Source organism: Pseudomonas sp. Tul2A7, assembly GCF_054790505.1.
This window is the reverse complement of sequence record NZ_CP186499.1, coordinates 6559490-6578687: the sequence shown is the minus strand read 5'-3', so window position 1 is coordinate 6578687 and position 19198 is coordinate 6559490. Positions and strand designations below refer to the sequence as shown.

At 60.3% G+C, this 19198-nt stretch carries 12 protein-coding genes; 6 read left to right on the top strand and 6 right to left on the bottom strand.

Features of this window, described 5'->3' with window-relative positions; translation table 11 throughout:
• Positions 1-65: 65 nt before the first annotated feature.
• Positions 66-2447, top strand: a complete 2382-nt coding sequence (locus tag ACOYXJ_RS29210; RefSeq protein WP_460367206.1) for a sensor domain-containing diguanylate cyclase — start codon at positions 66-68, stop codon at positions 2445-2447.
• A gap of 120 nt (positions 2448-2567) precedes the next feature.
• Here the strand turns inward: ACOYXJ_RS29210 and dacB are convergent, their stop codons facing one another.
• A complete protein-coding gene (dacB, locus tag ACOYXJ_RS29205) occupies positions 2568-4028 on the bottom strand; it encodes a D-alanyl-D-alanine carboxypeptidase/D-alanyl-D-alanine endopeptidase (RefSeq protein ID WP_150794359.1) in 1461 nt (486 codons plus the stop codon).
• Positions 4029-4261: 233 nt separating this feature from the next.
• Here dacB and ACOYXJ_RS29200 point away from each other — a divergent pair, with 233 nt between their 5' ends.
• Positions 4262-4606, top strand: coding sequence for a YggL family protein (locus tag ACOYXJ_RS29200; protein ID WP_007916365.1), 345 nt, complete (start codon positions 4262-4264; stop codon positions 4604-4606).
• A 256-nt stretch (positions 4607-4862) separates the two neighbouring features.
• Here ACOYXJ_RS29200 and ACOYXJ_RS29195 read toward each other — a convergent pair whose 3' ends face one another.
• Positions 4863-6053, bottom strand: a complete 1191-nt coding sequence (locus ACOYXJ_RS29195; RefSeq protein WP_105707891.1) for a benzoate/H(+) symporter BenE family transporter — start codon at positions 6051-6053, stop codon at positions 4863-4865.
• Positions 6054-6410: 357 nt separating this feature from the next.
• On the opposite strand from ACOYXJ_RS29195, the gene ACOYXJ_RS29190 reads away from it, so the two are divergent.
• On the top strand, positions 6411-7175 hold the full coding sequence (locus tag ACOYXJ_RS29190) for a GntR family transcriptional regulator (RefSeq protein ID WP_007918375.1): 765 nt from the start codon (positions 6411-6413) through the stop codon (positions 7173-7175).
• A 272-nt stretch (positions 7176-7447) separates the two neighbouring features.
• Here ACOYXJ_RS29190 and guaD read toward each other — a convergent pair whose 3' ends face one another.
• From guaD to xdhA, 4 genes are all read right to left on the bottom strand, one after another.
• Entirely contained in the window at positions 7448-8752 is a 1305-nt protein-coding gene (gene guaD, locus ACOYXJ_RS29185; protein WP_460367203.1) for a guanine deaminase, read from the bottom strand.
• 13 nt (positions 8753-8765) lie between these two features.
• A complete protein-coding gene (gene xdhC / locus ACOYXJ_RS29180) occupies positions 8766-9623 on the bottom strand; it encodes a xanthine dehydrogenase accessory protein XdhC (RefSeq protein ID WP_460367201.1) in 858 nt (285 codons plus the stop codon).
• A gap of 126 nt (positions 9624-9749) precedes the next feature.
• Positions 9750-12143: a xanthine dehydrogenase molybdopterin binding subunit gene (gene xdhB / locus ACOYXJ_RS29175; RefSeq protein ID WP_460367198.1), complete on the bottom strand. Its 2394-nt coding sequence runs from the start codon at positions 12141-12143 to the stop codon at positions 9750-9752.
• On the bottom strand, positions 12136-13590 hold the full coding sequence (gene xdhA, locus ACOYXJ_RS29170) for a xanthine dehydrogenase small subunit (RefSeq protein ID WP_460367196.1): 1455 nt from the start codon (positions 13588-13590) through the stop codon (positions 12136-12138). Before xdhA ends, xdhB begins: the two co-directional genes overlap by 8 nt.
• A gap of 268 nt (positions 13591-13858) precedes the next feature.
• Between xdhA and ACOYXJ_RS29165 the strand changes: the two genes are divergently transcribed.
• The 3 genes from ACOYXJ_RS29165 (at position 13859) to zipA (ending at position 19132) form a co-directional block, all read left to right on the top strand.
• A complete protein-coding gene (locus ACOYXJ_RS29165) occupies positions 13859-14518 on the top strand; it encodes a GntR family transcriptional regulator (protein ID WP_038365421.1) in 660 nt (219 codons plus the stop codon).
• Between the two features lie 2 nt (positions 14519-14520).
• Entirely contained in the window at positions 14521-18009 is a 3489-nt protein-coding gene (gene smc / locus ACOYXJ_RS29160) for a chromosome segregation protein SMC (protein ID WP_150794354.1), read from the top strand.
• 259 nt (positions 18010-18268) lie between these two features.
• Positions 18269-19132 (top strand): cell division protein ZipA, encoded by an 864-nt coding sequence (gene zipA / locus ACOYXJ_RS29155; protein ID WP_038365417.1) that lies wholly within the window; start codon positions 18269-18271, stop codon positions 19130-19132.
• Positions 19133-19198 lie beyond the last annotated feature (66 nt).

Below are 19198 nucleotides of genomic sequence, written 5' to 3'. Positions count from 1 at the left end.
ATAGCTATAACTCACACACGGTCAATGGGGTTTTCCCGTAAATGCTGGCGTAGTGAGTTGTCTTTATGTCGTTGCACCCCGTGCGCCCAAAGATTCTGGGTTTTATCAGCGAAGACGTCTCGGCCTGGCTGGTCGCGCTGCTGGTATTGCTCGCCGGTGGAATTCTCACGGGGCTGCTTGCCTGGGCCACCCTCAATCAGTTCCAGCAACAAACCCGTCAGCGTTTCCAACTGCTGGCCAACGAACGCTACACCCGCATCGAAGAACGCTTTCAGGATCAGGAACAACGCCTCGACGGCCTGCGCCGCTTCTTCGCCAACTCTGAATCGGTGTCCCGCGCCGAATTCGATGGTTACACCCAACCCTTATTAATGCGTACCCAGGCCTATTCGTTTGCCCTCAAGATCAAGGGTGGCGCGCGCGCGGCATTCGAGCAGCGCGTGCGTGACGAAGGCCTGACCAACTTCACCCTGCGTGAACTGAATGCCCAAGGCGAGCTGCAACTGGCTGGCGTGCGCGATGAATACGTACCGGTGCTCTACAGCCAGACGCAAAGTCGGCTCGGCTCACCGTTGGGTTATGACCTGCTCGCGCAACCTTTGCGGCGCGACACGTTGCAACGCGCCGACAGGCTCGGCGGGCTGGCGGTGTCGCAACCGATGCACCTGGTCAGTATCGAGCCATCCTATGCACGCGGTGTCCTGCTGGTGGCGCCAGTGAGTCGCAACGGCGAGCGCCAATCGTTCGGCTACGTGATGGCGGTGATCAGCATGCGTCAATTGCTGGCCGACGGTTTGCCGGATGCCTTCCATGACTACCTGTCAGTGCGCATTCTCGACATGTCGACCAATGATCAGCACGAGGTGTTGTTCGAATCGACCAACGATCCGGCACCGAGCGACCTGTCGGCCACGCGGTTACTGCGCATGGCCGATCACGACTATCAGGTCGATATTCTGCCGAGCGACGCCTTCGCGCAGGCCAATCATTCATCGGTCGGCAGCGTGCTCATTCTGGGTGGCTTGCTCAGTCTGCTGCTCAGCGCCTTGCTCTACGTGTTGGTCAGTCAGCGCCAGCGCGCCTTGCGCATGGTCGAGTTGCGCACGCAGGAGTTGCATGCCAGCGAACAGGAGCTGCGTGGCACTCACGGGCAGTTGCGCGGCGTGCTGAATGCCGCGACGCAGGTGGCGATCATTGCCACCGACTTGCGCGGGGTGATCAACACCTTCAATCCCGGCGCCGAACAAATGCTCGGTTACAGCAGCGCCGATGTCGTCGGCCACATGACTCTGGAAAACCTGCACCTGCCCCGCGAGCTGACGGCCCGTGCTGCCGAATTGAGTGCGCGCTACGGTAAAAGCATCCCGACCTGCCACGCGATGCTGGTCGAGGGCGGCGAAGTCGGCGGTCACGAGGCCCGCGAATGGACGCTGGTGCGCAGCGATGGCAGTCATCTGCCGGTGAACATGCTTGCCACGCCGGTACTGGATGAGCAGGGTTTGTGGGTCGGGCATCTGGCGATCTGCATCGACATCACCGAGCGCAAGCGCGTGCACGAGGTGCTGGCGGCGCGGGATGTGTTGCTGAAGAAGCTCAGCGCGCACGTGCCCGGCGGCATTTATCAATTCAAGATGGAATTCGACGGGCGCTTCAGTGTGATCTACGCCAGCGACGGCATCCGCGAGATCTACGAGCTGGAGCCGGACGTGCTGTTGTTCAACGCCGAGGCGATCTTCACGCGCATTCATCCACAGGACGTTACCCGCGTGCGCTCTTCGATTCGCGCCTCGGCCGACAGCCTCAGCCCGTGGCGCGAGGAATACCGTGTGCAGTTGCCCGAGCGCGGTCTGCGCTGGGTACGCGGCGAGGCGACGCCGGAAGAACTGCCGGGCGGCGGTGTGCTGTGGCACGGCTATATCTCGGACATTTCCGATTTGAAACGCGTGGAAGAAGAACTGCGCGCGCTGTCGGTGACCGACTCGCTGACCGGCATCCATAACCGCCGCTACTTCCAGGAACGCCTGACCACGGAAATGGCCCGGGTCGAGCGCGGCGGCGGTGAGTTGTCGGTGATCATGCTCGACATCGACCACTTCAAACGCATCAATGATCAGTATGGCCACGCCGTCGGTGACCGCGTGCTGCAAGCGGTGTGCGAACGCATCGGCCATCGTTTGCGGCGCACCGATGTGTTCTGTCGCTTGGGTGGCGAGGAATTCATGGTGCTGTGCCCGGACATCGACGGCGAACACGCCTACATGCTGGCGGTTGAACTGTGGCAGGGCTTGCGCAGTGCGCCGGTGGATGTGGTCGGTGTGGTCACGGCGAGTTTCGGGATCGCCAGTTGGCGACCGGGAGAGGGCGCGGATGCGCTGCTGTTGCGGGCGGATTCGGGGGTGTATATGGCAAAGCAGCGCGGGCGTGATCGTGTCGAGCAGATGAGCTAGGCCGCGACGCGATTCTCTTGTAGGAGTGAGCCTGCTCGCGATTGCGGTATGTCAGTCACACATGATGTATCTGGACTGACGCTATCGCGAGCAGGCTCACTCCTACAGGAGTCGCGGTGATCAGAGTACCGAAGCGGTCTGCGCCAGTTTCGGCTGCTTGTACAGATCCAGTAGCACCTGATCCAGCACCGACGATGCACCAAACGGCGCCTTGTCATTGAGGATCGCCACGACCGCCCAGGTATTGCCATTCACATCACGGCTGAAACCGGCAATCGCGCGCACGGTGTTCAGGGTGCCGGTCTTGACGTGCGCCTCACCGCGCATCGCCGTGGTCTTCAGACGCTTGCGCATGGTGCCGTCGGTACCGGCAATCGGCAGCGAGCTGATGTACTCGGCGGCATACGGGCTGTGCCAGGCGGCTTGCAGCATGCTCGCCATCTCACGGGCGCTGACCCGTTCGGCACGCGACAAACCAGAGCCGTTCTCCATCACCAGATGCGGCGCGGTGATGCCTTTCTTCGCCAGCCACTGACGCACTACGCGCTGGGCAGCTTTGGCGTCATCACCGTCGGCGTCGTTGCGAAAGCGTTGGCCGAGGCTGAGGAACAACTGCTGAGCCATGGTGTTGTTACTGTATTTGTTGATGTCGCGAATGATTTCCGCCAGATCCGGCGAGTAGGCACGCGCGAGCAGTTTGGCGTTGCTCGGGGTCGAGGCCAGACGATCCTTGCCCTGAATGCTGCCACCGAGTTCTTTCCAGATCGCCCGCACGGCGCCGGCCGTATAGGTCGCATGATCAAGCAGCGACAGGTAAGTCTGCGAGCTGCAACCTTCACCCAACTGGCCGGCAACGGTCACGGTCATGCTGCCATCGGGTTGCGCCACCGGGTTGTAGCGCACGCCGCCGGTGCATTGCTTGGAGGGCAGCGCTTTGACGGTGTTTTCAATGTGGATGCTGGCAATCGGCGGTTCTACCGAGATCAGCACGCGACCGCCGTCATTGCGGGCGACAAAGCGCAGAGCCTTGAGGTTGACCAGCAGCGAATCCGGTTTGACCAGAAACGGCTTGTTCTCGTCATTGCCGTCATCGTTGAATTCCGGCAGCACCGGTTGCACAAAGAAGTTGCGGTCGAGGATCAGGTCGCCGGTGATCTGCGTCACGCCGTTGGCGCGCAGGTCGCGCATCAGCAGCCAGAGTTTTTCCATGTTCAGCTTCGGATCGCCGCCACCCTTGAGGTAGAGGTTGCCGTTGAGGATGCCGCCGCTGAGGTCGCCGTCGGTGTAGAACTCGGTTTTCCACTGATGATTCGGGCCGAGCATTTCCAGCGCCGCGTAGGTGGTGACCAGTTTCATCGTCGAGGCCGGGTTGACCGACACGTCGGCGTTGAACACGGTCGGCGTGCCCGGGCCGTCGAGCGGCACCATCACCAGCGACAGGGCGCTGGGCTGCAGTTTACTGGCCTTGAGGGCTTTTTCGACGTTGGGGGTGAGGGCGGTGTTGATGGTGGCAGCAGAAACAGGCAGGGCCAGCGGCAGAAGAAGGCCGGCGAGAAGCAGAGGACGCAACGATTTGATCATATGAAATAAAACCCTACAGTCGAGGGGAAAATAACGAGGACATGGATGAAAAAGCCCTCAGCGGTCATGAAAGTGTCGGCATTATGCCCCAAGGTGTTACCGCTTGTGCCTTGTCCGGGTGGACCAATACGTTATTTTTTTACAGGCGGTCGGCTACAGGGGCCAGAGAGTCGGGCAATCGGCGGCTTAAACTGGTAAAGTGCCCGCCGTTAATACTTAAGAGGATTGTTCCAATGGCGACTAACCGTTCCCAGCGTCTGCGCAAAAAACTGTGCGTTGATGAATTTCAAGAGCTGGGTTTCGAACTGAACCTGGACTTCAAAGAAGACTTGTCCGAAGAAGCCATTGACGCTTTCCTCGAAGCCTTCATCAAAGAAGCCATGGAAGCCAACGGTCTGGGTTATGTTGGCGGCGACGACTTCGGTCTGGTTTGCCTGCAGAAGCGTGGCTCGGTCAACGAAGAGCAGCGTGCTGCCGTTGAAGCCTGGCTGAAAACCCGCTCTGAGCTGACCAAGTATGAAGTCAGCCCGTTGCTGGACGTTTGGTATCCGGAAAAGCCGATCAACGCGGCTAAGTGATACTGAAAAAAACGGCGACCTGAGGGTCGCCGTTTTTTTTCGTCTGGGGTTTGGGTGTTTGGTTTGGGATTTGTGGTGAGTCTGCCCCTCATCGGAACGCCGCCCGCCCAGCCCTCTCCCCCTGGAGAGGGAGACTACTTGTGGGCTTTTCAAAGCCTGAGTTCAACTCGGTATCCCACGTCGGCGTATGTCTTCCAAACACCTCGGTCAGTCCCCTCTCCCTCGGGGAGAGGGCTAGGGTGAGGGGCTTTTGACCTTAAGCTTTACGCCAATTCAAAATCACCAACGTCAAAACCCCCGCAACAATCCCCCAAAACGCCGAGCCAATGGAAAACAACGTCAGCCCCGACGCCGTGACCATAAAGGTAATCAACGCCGCCTCCCGTTCCTTCACCTCAGTCATGGCAATACTCAAACCATTGATGATCGAACCAAACAGCGCCAGCGCGGCAATCGACAGCACCAGTTCCTTCGGCAGCGCGGCAAACAACGCCGCCAACGTGGCGCCGAACACCCCGGCAATCCCGTAGAAAATTCCGCACCAAACCGCGGCGGTGTAGCGCTTGTTGCGATCTTCATGGGCGTGCGGCCCGGTGCAGATCGCCGCGCTGATCGCCGCCAGGTTGATGCCGTGCGAACCAAACGGTGCCAGCAACAGCGAGGCAATGCCTGTGGTGGTGATCAGCGGCGAGGCCGGGACGTTGTAGCCATCCGCGCGCAATACGGCGATACCGGGCATGTTCTGCGAGGTCATCGCGACCACGAACAAAGGAATGCCGATGCTGATGGTCGCCGCCAGCGAGAAGTGCGGCGTGGTCCACACCGGCGTCGCCACTTCCAGATGAAAACCGCTGAAATCCAGCAAACCCATGAACCCCGACAGCGCGGTGCCGATCAGCAGCGCGGCGAGCACGGCGTAACGCGGTGACAGGCGCTTGACTACTAAATAGGTGAAGAACATGCCCAACACCAGCCCGGTACGGTGCTGCGCGGCGACAAAGATTTCGCTGCCGATCTTGAACAGAATGCCCGCCAGCAATGCTGCCGCCAAGGAGGCCGGGATCTTTTTCACCAGGCGTTCGAAGCTGCCGGTCAGCCCGCAGATCGTCACCAGCACTGCGCAGGTGATGTAGGCGCCGATGGCCTCGCCATAACTGACGCCGCCCAGACTGGTGATCAGCAACGCCGCGCCGGGCGTCGACCAGGCGATGGTGATCGGCGTTCGATAACGCAGCGACAGGCCGATCGAACACACCGCCATGCCGATCGAGATCGCCCAGATCCACGAAGAAATCTGCCCGCTGGTCAGGCCCGCCGCTTGCCCGGCTTGAAACATCAGCACCAGTGAACTGGTGTAGCCGGTCATCATCGCGATGAAACCGGCGACGATGGCTGAAGGCGAAGTGTCGGCCAAGGGGCGCAGTTGAGTGTGGGTGGCGTCGTTCATGACAACGGTGTTCCTTATACCAATGAAGATGTCCCCTGTACGCCAAACCCCTGTGGGAGCGAGCCTGCTCGCGAAAGCGGTGTGTCAGTCAACATTCATTTTGAATTTGAAACGGCTTTCGCGAGCAGGCTCGCTCCCACAGGGGATTGTGGTCGACCAGCGGATTCTGCGATCAAGCCTAAACTCAATCGTAACGGATCGTTGCAATACAGCCGAAGTCACAAACAGCCGTACAGTCGTGTTGCCACCTTCCATTGTGTACAATCGCGCTGTTTTTTACGCGATACTTGCCAGCGACCTACTGTGCCGTATTACAGTCACGGTCTATTCGCCGCAGTTCTCCCGACTCGAGTGCCCATGAACGAACAGTTGCAACCCCTCAAGAAACAACCGCGAGCAGGCAAAGCCGGCCGCAGCGGAACCCAGGACGATATTGTCTACGCGCATATCTTCGAGGCCATCCTCGAACAGCGTCTGGCGCCCGGCACAAAATTGAGCGAAGAAGCGCTGGGGGAAATCTTCGGGGTCAGCCGCACCATCATTCGCCGTGCGCTGTCGCGTCTGGCCCATGAAGGCGTGGTGCTGTTGCGGCCGAACCGTGGCGCCGTGGTTGCCAGTCCGAGTGTGGAAGAGGCGCGTCAGGTGTTTCTCGCCCGCCGTCTGGTCGAGCGCGCGATCACTGAGCTGGCGGTGCAACACGCCACTGCCGAGCAGATTGCCGAATTGCGCCAGATGGTCAACGACGAGCGCGACAGCTTCTCCCGTGGCGATCGCGGCGCCGGCATTCGTCTGTCGGGCGAATTCCACCTGAAACTGGCGGAAGCGGCGATGAACGCACCGTTGATCAGCTTCCAGCGCAGCCTGGTTTCGCAGACGTCGCTTATCATTGCCCAGTATGAAAGCGGCAACCGCTCGCACTGCTCGTACGACGAACACACCCAATTGATCGACGCGATCGAGAAGCGCGACGGTGAGTTGGCGGTGAATCTGATGATGCATCACATGGATCACATCGACAGCAAGCTCAACCTCGACGAGGAAGGCGCGTCGGATGATCTGCATGCGGTGTTCTCGCATTTGTTGCAGACCAAGAAGCCTGGGCGTCCAGCGGCCAAGCTCTGAGCTGATACCGAGTCGACCCCTTCGCGAGCAGGCTCGCTCCCACAGGGGAATGCATTTCAAATGTGGGAGCGAGCCTGCTCGCGAAGGCGATCTGACAGGCAACAAAAAATCCCCCGGGGCTGAACACCTCCGGGGGATTTTTTGTGCCTGCCTGATCGTTCCCACGCTCTGCGTGGGAACGCCTCTGGGGACGCTCCGCGTCCAGTGACGCGGAGCGTCACGGGCTGCATTCCCATGCAGAGCGTGGGAACGATCATGGGGCGGGGGGAAACTCAGCGCTGATGCACCAAAGCACCCGCCGCATACGTCTGCTGCACCGTGCGGTCATCGCCCAGCGTCATCAACACAAACAACGTCTCGGCAATGTTGTTGGCCTGCTTCAAGCGATAGCTGAGCAGCGGCGTAGCGTTGTAATCCAGCACCAGGAAGTCAGCGTCGCTACCCGGTTGCAGGTTGCCGATCTTGTCTTCCAGACGCAGCGCGCGTGCGCCACCTAGAGTCGCCAGATACAGCGACTTGAACGGGCTCAGGCGCGCACCTTGCAACTGCATCACTTTGTACGCTTCGTTCAGCGTCTGCAGTAGCGAGAAACTGGTACCGCCGCCGACGTCAGTGCCCAGGCCGACATTGAGTTTGTGCTTCTCGGCCATCGGCAGGTTGAACAGGCCGCTGCCGAGGAACAGGTTCGAGGTCGGGCAGAACGAGATCGCCGAGCCGGTTTCCGCCAGTCGCGCGCATTCGTCGTCGCACAGGTGCACACCGTGGGCGAATACCGAGCGCTCGCCGAGCAGTTGGTAGTGATCGTAAACGTCGAGGTAGCCCTTGCGCTCCGGGAACAGCTCCTTGACCCACTCGATTTCCTTGAGGTTCTCGCTGATGTGGGTCTGCATATACAGATCCGGGTATTCGGTCAGCAGTTGCCCGGCAAGGGTCAGTTGTTCCGGAGTGCTGGTCGGCGCGAAGCGCGGGGTGACCGCATAGTGCAGACGACCCTTGCCATGCCAGCGCTCGATCAGCGCTTTGCTCTCGACGTAGCTCGATTCAGCAGTATCGGTCAGATAATCCGGCGCGTTGCGGTCCATCATCACCTTGCCGGCGATCATCCGCAGGTCGAGCTTCTCGGCCGCTTCGAAGAACGAGTTCACCGACTGCGGGTGCACGCTGCCGAAGACCAGCGCGGTGGTGGTGCCGTTGCGCAGCAGTTCCTTGACGAAAATGTCAGCGACTTCATCGGCGTGGGCCTTGTCGCCGAACTGGCTTTCGCAGGGGAAGGTATAGGTGTTCAGCCAGTCGAGCAGTTGCTCGCCGTAGGCACCGACCATGCCGGTTTGCGGAAAGTGAATGTGGGTGTCGATGAAGCCTGGGGTGATCAACGCGTCCTGGTAGTGCTCGATTTCGATGTCCGCCGCCAGGGTCGGCAGCAGCTCACTGGCGTGGCCGAGGGCGCTGATCTTGCCGCCATCGACCACCAGCAGGCCATCCTCGAAATATTCGTAGGAGGCTTCGATCCCGACTTCGGCGGGGTCGGCGATGCTGTGCAGGATGGCGGCGCGGTAGGCTTTGCGAGTCAGAGGCATGAGGGTTCTCTAATCAGTTTGAGGCTTTGAGTTTGGTCGCCTGACTGCGCCGCGAAACCGGCAGCAGTCTGGCAATCGGTTCGGCGCTGGCAGTCTGCTGGCCGAAGTTGGCGTTGTAGGTGGCAATGATTTCGCCGGCGATGGAGATGGCGATTTCCACAGGCAGTTTGCCTTTGACTTCGCCGATGCCCATCGGGCAGCGCATGCGTTGCACGACGCCGCTGTCGAAACCGCGATCGCGCAAACGGTGTTCGAACTTCACGCGTTTGGTCTTCGAACCGATCAGGCCGAAGTAGGCGAAGTCGTTGCGCTTGAGGATCGCAGCAGTGAGTTCAAGGTCGAGCTGATGGTTGTGGGTCATGACGATGCAGTAACTGCCGGCGGGCAGGTCATCGATTTCATCCACAGGCTCTTCGGCGACGATTTTACGCACGCCGTGAGGGATCTGTTCGGGGAATTCGGCAACACGCGAATCGATCCAGCGCACCCGGCAGGGCAGGCTGGCGAGCAGCGGCACCAAGGCGCGGCCAACGTGGCCGGCACCGAACACGGCGATTTGCGCCTGCACCTGGCCCATCGGTTCGAACAGCAACACGGTGGCGCCGCCGCAGCACTGGCCCAGGCTGGCGCCAAGGCTGAAGCGCTCCAGATGAGTGTCCTGCTTACCGCTGGCGAGCATCTCGCGGGCGATCTGCATGGCTTTGTATTCCAGATGCCCGCCACCAATGGTGTCGAAGCTCCGGTTAGCGCTGATGACCATTTTCGAACCGGCGTTACGTGGCGTCGAGCCGAGTTCTTCGATGATCGTCACCAGCACACAGGGTTCGCCCTGGTTCTGCAGGTCGGCGAGGGCGTCGATCCAGTTGTACATACACACCTCTCAGATCGTTCCCACGCTCTGCGTGGGAATGCATCACTGGACGCTCCGCGTCCGCTGTTCAGGATGCGACGCAGAGCGTCGCGGGCTGCATTCCCACGCAGAGCGTGGGAACGATCATCAAACAACCTCGGTTTCAGCTTCGACGGCTTTCACCGCTTTCAGCTGACGCATCTGCTCGCAGCCCCACAACACCCGCTCCGGCGTCGCTGGCGCATCGATCTGCGGCTGATGCTTGTAATCACCGAGGCTCGCCACCGCATCCTTGATCGCACACCACGAAGCAATCCCGAGCATGAACGGTGGTTCGCCGACAGCCTTGGAGTGGAACACCGTGTCTTCCGGGTTCTTGCGGTTTTCCACCAGCTTCACCCGTAGATCCAGCGGCATGTCCGCCACGGCCGGGATCTTGTAGCTGGCCGGGCCGTTGGTCATCAGCTTGCCTTTGTTGTTCCAGACCAGCTCTTCCATGGTCAGCCAGCCCATGCCCTGAATGAAACCTCCCTCGACCTGACCGATGTCGATGGACGGGTTCAGCGAGGCGCCGACGTCGTGAAGAATGTCGGTGCGCAGCATCTTGTACTCGCCGGTCAGGGTGTCGACGATCACTTCGCAGCACGCCGCGCCGAAGGCGAAGTAGTAGAACGGACGGCCACGGGCCTGGCTGCGGTCGTAGTAGATTTTCGGGGTCTTGTAGAACCCGGTGCTCGATAGCGACACCTGATTGAAATACGCCTGCTGGATCAGCGCTTCAAAGGTCAGGATATGGTCGCGAACGCGCACGTGGCCGTTGTGGAATTCAACGTCTTCTTCTGTGACTTTGAAGTGACGCGCAGCGAATTCGACCAGACGTTTCTTGATGATTTCCGCCGCGTTCTGCGCCGCTTTACCGTTCAGGTCAGCGCCGCTGGACGCCGCCGTCGGTGAGGTGTTCGGCACTTTGTCGGTGTTGGTCGCGGTGATCTGCACGCGGTCGATTTCCACCTGGAACACTTCGGCCACGACCTGCGCGACTTTGGTGTTCAGGCCCTGGCCCATTTCCGTGCCGCCGTGGTTCAGGTGGATGCTGCCGTCGGTGTAGATGTGGATCAGCGCACCGGCCTGGTTCAAGAAACTCGCGGTGAAGGAAATGCCGAATTTCACCGGGGTCAGCGCCAGACCTTTTTTCAGGATCGGGCTGTTGGCGTTGTAGCGACGGATCGCTTCGCGGCGTTCGTGATACTGGCTGCTTTCTTCCAGTTCGGCGGTCATCTCTTCGAGCATGTTGTGCTCGACAGTCTGGTAGTAGTGGGTGACGTTACGCTCGGTCTTGCCGTAGTAGTTGGCCTTGCGCACAGCCAGCGGATCGAGTTGCAGGTGACGGGCAATCGCGTCCATCACCTCTTCGATTGCGACCATGCCTTGCGGGCCACCGAAACCACGGTAAGCGGTGTTCGACGCGGTGTTGGTCTTGCAGCGGTGACCGTTAATGGTCGCATCGCCCAAGTAGTACGAGTTGTCCGAGTGGAACATCGCCCGGTCAACGATCGACGCGGACAGGTCCGGCGAACAGCCGCAGTTGCCGGCCAGGTCCATGTTGATCCCGTGCAGGCGCCCGGTGCTGTCGAAGCCGACGTCGTATTCGACGTAAAACGGGTGACGCTTGCCGGTCATCAGCATGTCTTCGACGCGCGGCAGGCGCATCTTCGTTGGCTGACCGGTGAGGTGCGCAACCACGGCGCACAGGCACGCCGGGCTGGCCGCTTGAGTTTCCTTGCCACCGAAACCACCGCCCATGCGGCGCATGTCGACGACGATTTTGTTCATCGACACGTCGAGTACTTCGGCGACCAGTTTTTGCACTTCGGTGGGGTTCTGCGTCGAGCAGTAAACGATCATACCGCCGTCTTCGGTTGGCATCACCGAGGAGATTTGTGTCTCTAGATAAAAGTGTTCCTGACCGCCAATGTGCAGCGTGCCTTGAATGCGGTGTTCAGCCGTGGCCAATGCACCGGCCGAATCACCACGTTGATGGGTGTGGCTGTCGAGCACGAAGTGGCGTTTGCGCAGCGCTTCAACCACGTCGAGCACAGGTTCGAGATCTTCGTATTCGATGATCGCCGCCATCGCGGCTTTGCGCGCAGTTTCCAGATCTTTTGCGGCAACGGCGAGCACTGGTTGTCCGACGAATTGCACGTCATCGATGGCCAGCAGCGGGTCGCCCGGCATCAACGGGCCGATGTCTTTCAGGCCCGGCACGTCTTCGTGGGTGATGGCGATGCGCACGCCTTCGAAGGCGTAGCACGGCGAGGTGTCGATGCTGATGATCTTCGCGTGGGCGCGGTCCGACAGGCGTGCGTACAGGTGCAGCTGGTTCGGAAATTCCAGACGGTCATCGATGTACTGCGCTTCACCGGACACGTGCTTGGCGGCGCTGTCGTGCTTGACGCTGCGGCCGACACCTGTGGTCAGGTCCTTGGCGAACAGTTCAGCCAGTTCAGCTTGGGTTTTCTCTACGCCGTGATGGTTAGACATAAGCGGTCACCCGAGTCTCGATGTGCGGTGTTTGCAGTTCGATGAAGTATTTACGCAGCAGGTTCTGCGCGCTGAGCAGGCGGTATTCCTTGCTGGCGCGGAAGTCAGAGAGTGGGGTGAAATCTTCCGCCAGCGCGGCGCAGGCACGCTCTACCACGGCGTTGTTGAACGGCGCACCGATCAGCGCGGCTTCACAATGGGCGGCGCGTTTCGGGATCGCAGCCATGCCGCCAAAGGCCATGCGCGCATCGGTAATCACGCCGTTTTCGACGCGCAGGTTGAACGCGGCGCAGACGGCGGAAATGTCATCGTCCAGACGCTTGGAGACTTTGTAGGCGCGGAACAACTGCTCGGCGCTGGCGCGCGGCACGATGATCTTCTCGATGAACTCACTTTCCTGACGGGCTGTAACCTTGTAGTCGATGAAGTAGTCGTCGAGGTCCAGGGTGCGGCGGGTTTCACCTTTGCACAGCACCACCTGCGCGCCGAGGGCGATCAGCAGTGGTGGCGAGTCACCGATCGGCGAGGCGTTGCCGATGTTGCCGCCGAGGGTGCCCTGGTTGCGGATTTGCAGCGAGGCGAAGCGGTGCAGCAGTTCGCCGAAGTCCGGGTACTCGGCGTTCAACGCTTCGTAGCAGTCGGAGAGGGCGGTGGCGGCGCCGATTTCGATGCGGTCGTCGAAGGTTTCGATGCGCTTCATTTCGGCGACGTTGCCGACGTAGATCATCACCGGCAGGGTGCGGTGGAACTGGGTGACTTCCAGTGCCAAGTCGGTGCCGCCGGCGAGCAGACGCGCTTGTGGATAAGCGTCGTAGAGATCGGCCAGGTCAGCGACAGTCAGCGGCACCAGGCAGCGCTTGTCGCCGCTGTTGAGTTCGCCGATATCGGTCGGGGCAATCGCTTTGAGGCGCGCGATGGTCTCCGCTTCGCGGGCATCGAACTGATCCGCTTGCTTGCCGCAGCAGGATTGCTCGGCAGCCGCCAGAATCGGCCGGTAGCCGGTGCAACGGCAGAGGTTGCCGGCCAGCGCTTCGTGGGCCTTGGCCTGATCCGGTGCATCGCTGTTCTTTTGCAGGGCGAACAGCGACATGACGAAGCCGGGGGTGCAGAAGCCGCACTGCGAGCCATGGCACTCGACCATGGCTTTCTGCACGCTGTGCAGTTCGCCTTTATGTTTGAGGTCTTCGACGCTGATCAATTGTTTGCCGTGCAGCGACGAAACAAAGGTCAGGCACGAGTTGAGGCTGCGATAGCGAATGTGTTCGCGGCCAGCCTCATCCGTTTGCAACTCGCCGACCACCACGGTGCAGGCGCCGCAGTCACCGCTAGCGCAACCTTCTTTGGTGCCGGATTTACCAACGTGTTCACGCAGGTAATTGAGCACAGTCAGATTCGGGTCCAGGGCGTGCTCGCTACGGAGTTCCTGGTTAAGTAAAAACTGGATCACGGAAGGCCTCGCAGACTCATTATTGTTGTTAACCGACGTGAACCGAATTTAGCAGGTCTGACTTTTCGGTCAATGGTTTTCTGACTTAAGGGTCAGGAAAAAGCATTTCGTCGATCAACAACGTGTCTATTCAGTATTGACCCTCATTGGATCCCCTGCTTTTTTGCGGGAATCGTGCCAAAAACCGCTGAGTGGGCACTCCGCCATGAGCCCGCATTTGCGCTACACTGCGCCGCTTGTGCAGATCGATAGAGTTTGAAGGACAACCATGACGTTCAAGGCGCCGGACAGCCTCGCCGAGCAAATCGCTCACCACCTCGCCGAACGCATCATTCGTGGCGAAATGAAGCCGGGAGAGCGCATCCAGGAACAGAAGGTCACGCTGGCGCTGAACGTCAGCCGCGGTTCGGTCCGCGAAGCCTTGCTGATCCTCGAACGCCGCCACCTGATCGCGATCCTGCCGCGCCGTGGCGCGCACGTCACCGAGCTGACGCCGCACAAGGTGCAGAGCCTGTGCACGCTGATGAGCGAGCTGTACATCCTGCTCGGCAACTCGGTGGCCAATGGCTGGCAAGTGCAGTCGGACATGGCGCCGTTCGTGCAGATTCAGCAGCGCCTGACCGCCAGCTACGAGCGTCAGGACATCCGCAGCTTTGTCGACGACAGCTTCAGCGTGATGCGTGCCGCCTATCCGTTCGCCAACAACCCGTACCTGCAAGAGACCGTCGAGAACCTCCAGCCGGCGATGAGCCGCGCGTACTTCCTCGCCCTCGAACAGCGCAAGGCCTCAATGAGCGAGTTCCTCGAACTGTTCGAACGCCTGCTCGCCGCCGTGCTCGCCCGTGATTTGCCGCAGATCCGCATCGTGCTGACGGCGTACGCCCAGCGCAGCTGCGATCTGGTGGTTTCCGCGCTGACGGTTGCCTAAGCGTGCGGCTCAAGTGCATCAAGCTGGCGGGATTCAAATCCTTCGTCGACCCGACCACGGTGAACTTCCCCAGTAACATGGCGGCGGTTGTCGGGCCGAACGGTTGCGGCAAGTCGAACATCATCGACGCCGTACGCTGGGTGATGGGCGAAAGTTCGGCGAAGAACCTGCGTGGCGAGTCGATGACCGACGTCATCTTCAATGGCTCGACCAGCCGCAAACCGGTGAGTCAGGCCAGCATCGAGCTGGTCTTCGATAACTCCGACGGCACCCTGCTGGGCGAGTACGCGGCCTACGCCGAGATTTCGATTCGCCGCAAAGTCACCCGCGACAGCCAGACCACGTATTACCTCAACGGCACCAAATGCCGTCGTCGCGACATCACCGATATCTTCCTCGGCACCGGCCTCGGCCCGCGCAGCTACTCGATCATCGAGCAGGGGATGATCTCCAAGCTGATCGAATCCAAACCCGAAGACCTGCGTAACTTCATCGAAGAAGCAGCCGGCATCTCGAAATATAAAGAGCGCCGCCGCGAGACCGAAAACCGTATCCGCCGCACCCACGAAAACCTTGCCCGTCTGACTGACCTGCGCGATGAGCTGGAGCGTCAGCTCGAACGCCTGCACCGCCAGGCCGAGGCCGCCAAGAAGTATCAGGAATTCAAAGCCGAAGAGCGTCAGCTCAAGGCGCAACTGTCGGCCCTGCGCTGGCAGGATCTCAACGATCAGGTCGGCCAGCGCGAGTCGATCATCGGCACCCAGGAAGTCAGTTTCGAAGCGCTGGTCGCCGAACAGCGCAATGCCGACGCGTCTATCGAGCGCCTGCGCGACGGTCACCATGACCTGTCCGAACGCTTCAATCTGGTGCAAGGGCGCTTCTATTCGGTCGGCGGCGACATTGCCCGGGTCGAGCAGAGCATCCAGCACGGTCAGCAACGTCTGCGGCAGTTGCAGGACGACTTGAAAGAAGCCGAGCGCGCCCGCCTGGAAACCGAGTCGCACCTGGGCCACGACCGCACCTTGCTGCTGACCCTCGGCGAAGAGCTGGACATGCTCACCCCTGAGCAGGAAGTCACCAGTGCTGCCGCCGAAGAAGCCGCCGCTGCGCTGGAAGATTCCGAATCGGTCATGCACGGCTGGCAGGAGCAGTGGGACGCCTTCAACCTGACCGCCGCCGAACCACGCCGTCAGGCCGAAGTGCAGCAGTCGCGCATCCAGCAGCTGGAAACCAGCATGGAGCGTCTTGCTGACCGGCAAAAGCGTCTTGGCGAAGAGCGCGCGTTGCTCTCGGCCGACCCGGAAGATGCAGCGATCATGGAGCTCAACGAGCAGCTCGCCGAGTCTGAAGCGACCCTCGAAGATTTGCAGACCAGTGAAGAAGCGCAGGTCGAAAAACTCGAACAACTGCGCCAGGAATTGCAGCAAGCGCTGACCGCGCAGCAGCAGGCGCAGGGCGATTTGCAGCGGCTCAATGGTCGCCTGGCTTCCCTTGAAGCCTTGCAGCAAGCCGCGCTCGACCCGGGCACCGGCACCGCCGAATGGTTGAAGGAACACAACCTCGCCGAGCGTCCGCGTCTGGCCGAAGGCCTGAAGGTCGAGGCCGGTTGGGAACTGGCGGTGGAAACCGTGCTCGGCGCCGATCTGCAAGCGGTGCTGGTCGACGACTTCAGCGGCTTCGATTTGTCCGGATTCACCCAAGGCGACTTGCGCCTGCTCAGCCCGGCCAGCGATGGCGTGCGCGTGGCGGGCAGCTTGCTCGATAAGGTCGATGCGCAGATTGATCTGTCGCCGTGGCTGGGCCAAGTCAAACCGGTCGACAGCCTTGAACAGGCTTTGGCCTTGCGCGGGCAGTTGAGCGCTGGCGAGAGTTTGATCAGCCGCGACGGTTACTGGGTCGGTCGGCACTTTTTACGCGTGCGTCGAGCCAGCGAAGCGGAAAGCGGCATGCTCGCCCGTGGCCAGGAAATCGAAGCGCTGCACCTCGAGCGGGAAGAAAAAGAAGCCACGGTCGAGGCCATGGAAACTCGTCTGCAAACGCTGCGCGCGCAACAGCGTCAGCAGGAAAACGGCCGCGAACATTTGCGTCGTTTGCTGCAAGACGAAGCGCGTCAGCAGGGCGAATTGAAAGCACAGCTGTCCGCCGGCAAAGCCAAGGCCGAACAGCTGACCTTGCGCCGCACGCGTCTTGATGAAGAGCTGGTCGAACTCGGCGAACAACGCGAACTCGAGCACGAACAGATCGGCGAAGCGCGCATGCAATTGCAGGAAGCGCTGGATGCCATGGCGCTCGACACCGAGCAGCGTGAATTACTGCTGGCCCAGCGCGACAGCCTGCGCGAACGCCTTGACCGGGTGCGCCAGGAGGCGCGGCAGCACAAGGATCACGCCCATCAATTGGCCGTGCGTCTCGGCTCGTTGCGCGCGCAGCATGACTCCACGCGTCAGGCGCTGGAGCGTCTGGAAATGCAGGCCGAGCGTCTCACTGAAAAGCGCGAACAGTTGAGTCTGAACCTGGAGGAGGGCGAGGCACCGCTGGAAGAGCTGCGCCTGAAACTCGAAGAGCTGCTCGACAAGCGCATGACCGTCGACGAAGAACTGAAAACCGCGCAGATCGCTTTGGAAGATGCCGACCGCGAATTGCGCGACGCGGAAAAGCGCCGGACGCAGGCCGAGCAGCAATCGCAGCTGATTCGCGGCCAGCTCGAGCAGCAGCGCATGGAATGGCAAGCCCTGACCGTGCGCCGCAAGGCTCTACAGGATCAATTGCTCGAAGACGGCTACGATCTCAACGGCGTGCTCGCGACATTGACCGCGCAAGCCAGTGAACGCGAAGCCGAAGAAGAACTCGAACGCATCAATGCGCGGATTCAGCGCCTGGGTGCGATCAACCTCGCGGCCATCGACGAATACACGCAACAATCCGAGCGTAAACGTTATCTGGATGCGCAGGACGCCGATCTGGTCGAAGCGCTGGAGACGCTGGAAAACGTCATTCGCAAGATCGACAAGGAAACCCGTAACCGCTTCAAAGATACCTTTGATCAGATCAATGGCGGTTTACAGGCACTTTTTCCAAAAGTTTTCGGTGGTGGACGGGCGTATTTGGAACTGACGGGCGAAGATCTACTCGATACAGGGGTAACGATCATGGCGCAGCCGCCCGGGAAGAAGAACAGCACCATCCATTTGCTCTCTGGCGGGGAAAAAGCCCTGACCGCGCTGGCACTGGTTTTTGCCATCTTCAAATTGAACCCGGCGCCGTTCTGCATGCTTGATGAGGTTGACGCGCCACTGGATGACGCTAACGTTGGACGCTACGCACGCTTGGTCAAAGAGATGTCGCAGACCGTGCAGTTCATCTATATCACCCACAACAAGATCGCCATGGAAATGGCCGAGCAGTTGATGGGCGTGACGATGCATGAGCCGGGTTGTTCGCGACTGGTAGCCGTGGATGTCGAGGAGGCGATGGCGATGGTGGACGCCTGAGCCAGCGTGGTGTCGGAAAGGTAATCGAGGGTTGTAGGACTTTTTTACCGGGTTCGACTTGCTGGCCAATCGACATATTCGCGCAAGCCAATGAGACAGACGGTGTAAAGTTGTCTTTGGTCGTGCTAGTTTAATGTCAATTTTTCGTATACGTGGGCAAAACGCCTGTCAGAACATAGAGTTGGCGCCACGTTTTAAAGCGGTTTGCACAATGTAAACCCCTTATTTTTCAGCATTTTTTATAGAGGCACGGGATTACATGGAAATCGGTCTGCGCGAGTGGCTGATCGTCATCGGCATCATTGTGATAGCCGGTATTCTTTTCGATGGCTGGCGCCGTATGCGCGGCGGCAAGGGAAAACTGAAATTCCGTCTTGACCGAAGTCTGTCCAACCTGCCGGACGAGGACACCAGCGCTGAGCTGTTGGGCCCGGCTCGCGTGCTGGATACACATAAAGAGCCGCAACTGGACGAACACGATCTGCCATCGGTAAGCATGCCGGCCCGCGAAGCACGCGAGCCTCGCGAATCCGGTTCGAAACGTGGCAAGCGTGGCAGCAATGGCCCGGCCCAGGGCGACCTGAACCTCGACCTGGATCTGGACGGCGGCCCGAGCTTCAGCAGTCGTGACGACGATTTCGCCGAAGACAGCAAGCCTTCGCCGGCGGTGGTCGACAAAGACCAGCCGCAAGCTGAAGAAGTCTTGGTGATCAGCGTGATCTGCCGTGACGCTGCCGGCTTCAAAGGCCCGGCGTTGTTGCAGAACATTCTCGAAAGCGGTCTGCGTTTCGGCGAGATGGATATTTTCCACCGCCACGAAAGCATGGCCGGCAACGGTGAAGTGCTGTTCTCCATGGCCAATGCGGTCAAGCCGGGTATCTTCGATCTGGACGACATCGACCATTTCAGCACCCCGGCGGTGAGCTTCTTCCTCGGCCTGCCAGGCCCGCGCCATCCGAAGCAAGCCTTCGACGTGATGGTGGCTGCAGCCCGCAAGCTGTCGCAGGAACTGAACGGCGAACTGAAAGATGACCAGCGCAGCGTTCTGACCGCACAGACCATCGAGCACTACCGTCAGCGCATCGTCGAATTCGAACGTCGCGCCCTGACCCAGAAGCGCTAAGGCCAAGATCAAAAGATCGCAGCCTCGTTACACTCTGCAGCTCCTACAGGATTGCGATGTCTGTAG